The organism is Niallia sp. Sow4_A1, from assembly GCF_052116745.1.
GTDB lineage: Bacteria > Bacillota > Bacilli > Bacillales > Cytobacillaceae > Niallia > Niallia hominis.
On record NZ_JBQKKM010000101.1, the window covers coordinates 1 to 3,706 of the forward strand.

Consider the following 3,706-nt stretch of genomic DNA (forward strand, 5'->3'; position numbering starts at 1 on the left):
CTATAAATAGAGTAAGTATAGAAAGCGTTAACAATAGAGATAGCAAACACACTGAAAAAGAGAGAAATTCCGACGATAAAAAATTTCTCCCACAAATACTTGACTCAAACACAAATTCTCTTTCGGTTTGGTTCATAAAGAAAATATAGTATAATTAATCAATTATACTAAGACCCAAAGCAAGATTCGGAGTATGTAGAAAATTAACCCAACAAACACATAATTCCATCATTATGAGAAGGAGAGTAGGAATAGCTATGCATGTCACTTGGAATCAACAACTAGTTAAAAAAGAGAATAAATCACTCTGTTTAAATTTAATTAAGAACACTGCTCCTATTTCCCGAGCTGAAATAGCTCAACAAACAGGTTTAACAAAAGGAACTGTTTCCTCCTTAGTATCTGAGTTACTAGACAAACAATTAATTTATGAATCTGGTCATGGAGAATCGAGTGGGGGCAGAAGACCTGTCATGTTACTATTAAATGAACATGCTGGTTATTCGATTGGTATCGACCTAGGTGTCAATTACATATTAGGAATCTTAACTGATTTACAAGGAAAAATCATCCACCGAATCAATGAAAAGTATGTAAATTTAACCTTTGAAGATACACTACAGATTATTAAAAATATAATTACTACTTTAATGGACATTGCTCCTGAGTCTCCTTATGGTGTAATCGGGATTGGTATTGGAGCACCTGGCATTATTAACATGGAAGGCGATATTCTGCTTGCTCCAAATCTTGGATGGCATAATGTTTCCCTAAAAAAGCCTTTAGAAGAATTATTTAATCTGCCAGTCTTAGTTGAAAACGAAGCAAACGCAGGAGCATATGGAGAGAAGCAATTTGGTCTCGGCCAACCTTATCAAAATCTTATCTATGTAAGTGCGGGAATTGGTATTGGCGCTGGAATTATTATGGACGGAGAATTGTATAAAGGAAGCAATGGTTATTCTGGAGAAATAGGCCATATGACCATTCAAAAGGATGGAATGAAATGTCGATGTGGTAATATTGGCTGTTGGGAGCTATATGCATCGGAGCAATATCTATTAACGAAAGCCTCCGAATGGAAGCATGGGGATACAGATCAAGTCCATTTAAATGATTTGATTGAACTTGCCAACCAAGGAAATGAGCTAGCAATCAATCTATTGAATGATGTTGGTGATCATTTAGGAGCTGGAATAATTAATATCATTCATACCTTTAATCCAGAGCAAGTTATTATTGGCAATCGTCTAACCTTAGCAAAAAAATGGATAGAGCCACGCGTGAAAAAAATGATAAGTAATCATACTTTACCCTTTCATCAATCGGAACTTGCTATCCATTTTTCAGATATCGATTTTTCCTCTTCTGCGCTAGGGTCTGCTGCTTTTACCACAGAGAACTTTCTAAGGTTTATGGTGCAACCGGATTAATGCTATTTTCGTAGATTTAATCAAAATTTTTTTACAAGTATGAATAATCTTTAGTCCTTATTCTGCAGGATTCCAAATTCGGAAATTACCACTTAAAGCCAGTAAACTAAAAAAGTATAAACAATTATCATAATAACGCCTATCCCCTTTTCGGATCGGTGTATTCCAAAATAATTCAACCATTCGTTTCGCATTCGGGCCTTCTGCTGCTAAAGAAGCCATTGCATTTGTTGCAATTAACCCAATTGGATGAAGTGATTTCTCAGAAAAAGGAACTCCATCAATCGTATATCTTCTGTAATCTTCAGGATCGATTTCTGCGAAAAAGTTCTGAATTTTATTAGCCGTTTTCCTTTCCCATTCACTTCCTCTAAACCATTCATAATCAAGACCAATATTCCCAGCAACACGATAGGAATCACTATAAAAATGGCCGTAGCCTTTTTCATTATTTGGTGTCCCATCATAAAAGGCATATTCAGGGGAGAGCCCTGTTTCTGGATGGCAAGAAAGTTCCAAATATTCACGACTTGCCTTGGCAGCTTCCTTCCAAAATCCTCGATCTTCCGGAAATGCCCAGCTAGCAAAAAGCTCATAGAAATGAGGTAGATGATAGGACGGATCGGTAAATTCACAATTAGGGACAAACTTTATTAACTTATTGTCTAAATTCCACATTGGGTTCCCGTCTCCATTTTCCCCCTTATGTAGGCAGGTTCGTAATAAGCTTCTTGCTTGCTGACTATAGTTGAAAGGTTCTTCCCCATCTCCCCATCGATGTGCTGCAAAAAATAGAGCAAGTGCAAAATACTCTTCTCCATCTGGAGCTGGACCATACGCCCGCTTTGTTCCATCTGGATTGCAAGACCAGGCAAAATAGCCAGCATTTTCACCAGTATGCATGTACATATGCTTCTTTGTCCAATTCCATATTCGGTCAAATTCCTCTTTTTTATCTAACTGGACAGAAATCATCATTCCATAGGACATACCTTCCGTTCTAACATCCAGATTACCTGTATCTAATAAGTAACCACCATCACTAGAAGGAAAATATATTCTAGTGTCATTATCTCCATAAAAAATTTGAGTCCACGCAACTTCTAATTTTGTCTGAATAGCATGATCTGTATAACCCAACTCTTTAAATACATTTCGGTATTTCCCTGTTTTAAATGCACCACTCATTTAAACAATCACTCCTTTTTTAAGACGTATAGGAAGTTATCAGACTATCATCGATTCCTTTATATGTTTCTGTTTCATCTTTCATTTCATTTAATTCTATTAGCGTTACTTCATTTTTAGATAATGTAATAGCAAGCTTTAAATAGCCCTCTTCCTCTTTATTTATTTTTGCCGTCATAAGCTTTGGTATAGAAGCTTCTCTTAATGTTTCAATTGACTGTTTGTCTGGAAAACGAGGTCTCCCCATTTCTTTCCACACTTTCCAAGGATTAGCATGGTGTTCATCGACACTTTGCCGCTTAAGAAAGTATTGGTCGCTGCTAACAGGTATTTGTATCAATAAATCTTTTTCAAAGCCCTCCCCTTTTTCCATCACAGTATTCCAAGCTACAAGGGCAATAGATCCATTTTCTTTTCGAGTAATAATCATTTGATCATCGCGATAGAGCATTTCCTCACCAAGCCTGTTGAAAAAGGCAAATAAATGAAAGGTAGGCTTTGGGATGGAATGAAGGGCTATTAACCCAAACCCTCCATGGAATGGTGCCTTCGGTATATCAGACTCCTCAAAAACATCACTAAATGTCCAATAGGAAAATGAGTCTACATAATCTCCTCCCTCACTCAATATGCGTGCAAGATAAGCAGCATTTAGTGGTGTATCATGCACTGGATTAATGGGACTGTACGACGTATTATATTCTGTAATATGGAATGGTAAATCAGAAAAGGCTGATTTTTTAATTAGACCACGTACTTCCTCAAATTGTTGAAGCATGTCCGTATTATCCACTAGGTCTTGATAATAGTAATCGGGAGTCACTTTCTTAGGACTTTGCGATGTATAGGCATGACGGCTGACAAAATCGACTGGCACTTCTTCTTTATGACAAAATTCCAAGAAATCAACAATCCACTCATCTGCTCCCCCGCATATTGCCGGACCTCCAACCTGTAAATCCTGGTTCACAGCTTGTATGAGTAAAATGTTTGTGGGAGAATAAATATCCTTTTTGTCTAGTTGGGGGACGAGTCCCCCAACTAGACAAAAAGGCCACCAAGCGAAAGCGCGGTAGCTGGAAAAA

General features: G+C 37.3%; 3 protein-coding genes. 1 reads left to right on the forward strand and 2 read right to left on the reverse strand.

Translation table 11 applies throughout. The features are described 5' to 3' along the window. The first annotated feature begins 257 nt into the window (after positions 1-257). Positions 258-1,433, forward strand: a complete 1,176-nt coding sequence (locus ACTQ5K_RS25240) for an ROK family transcriptional regulator (protein WP_035415958.1) — start codon at positions 258-260, stop codon at positions 1,431-1,433. Positions 1,434-1,490: 57 nt separating this feature from the next. Here ACTQ5K_RS25240 and ACTQ5K_RS25245 read toward each other — a convergent pair whose 3' ends face one another. Both ACTQ5K_RS25245 and ACTQ5K_RS25250 read right to left on the reverse strand, forming a co-directional pair. Next, a complete protein-coding gene (locus ACTQ5K_RS25245) occupies positions 1,491-2,621 on the reverse strand; it encodes a glycosyl hydrolase family 8 (protein WP_235252673.1) in 1,131 nt (376 codons plus the stop codon). 19 nt (positions 2,622-2,640) lie between these two features. After that, positions 2,641-3,706 (reverse strand): GH39 family glycosyl hydrolase (locus tag ACTQ5K_RS25250; RefSeq protein ID WP_441994441.1); only part of this gene is annotated, 1,066 nt, incomplete at its 5' end.

What these genes read in the sequence shown, in the direction of transcription:
- ACTQ5K_RS25240 (WP_035415958.1), top strand. Translation starts at nt 258, where the DNA reads ATGCATGTCACTTGGAATCAACAACTAGTTAAAAAAGAGAATAAATCA.
- ACTQ5K_RS25245 (WP_235252673.1), bottom strand. Translation starts at nt 2,621, where the DNA reads ATGAGTGGTGCATTTAAAACAGGGAAATACCGAAATGTATTTAAAGAG.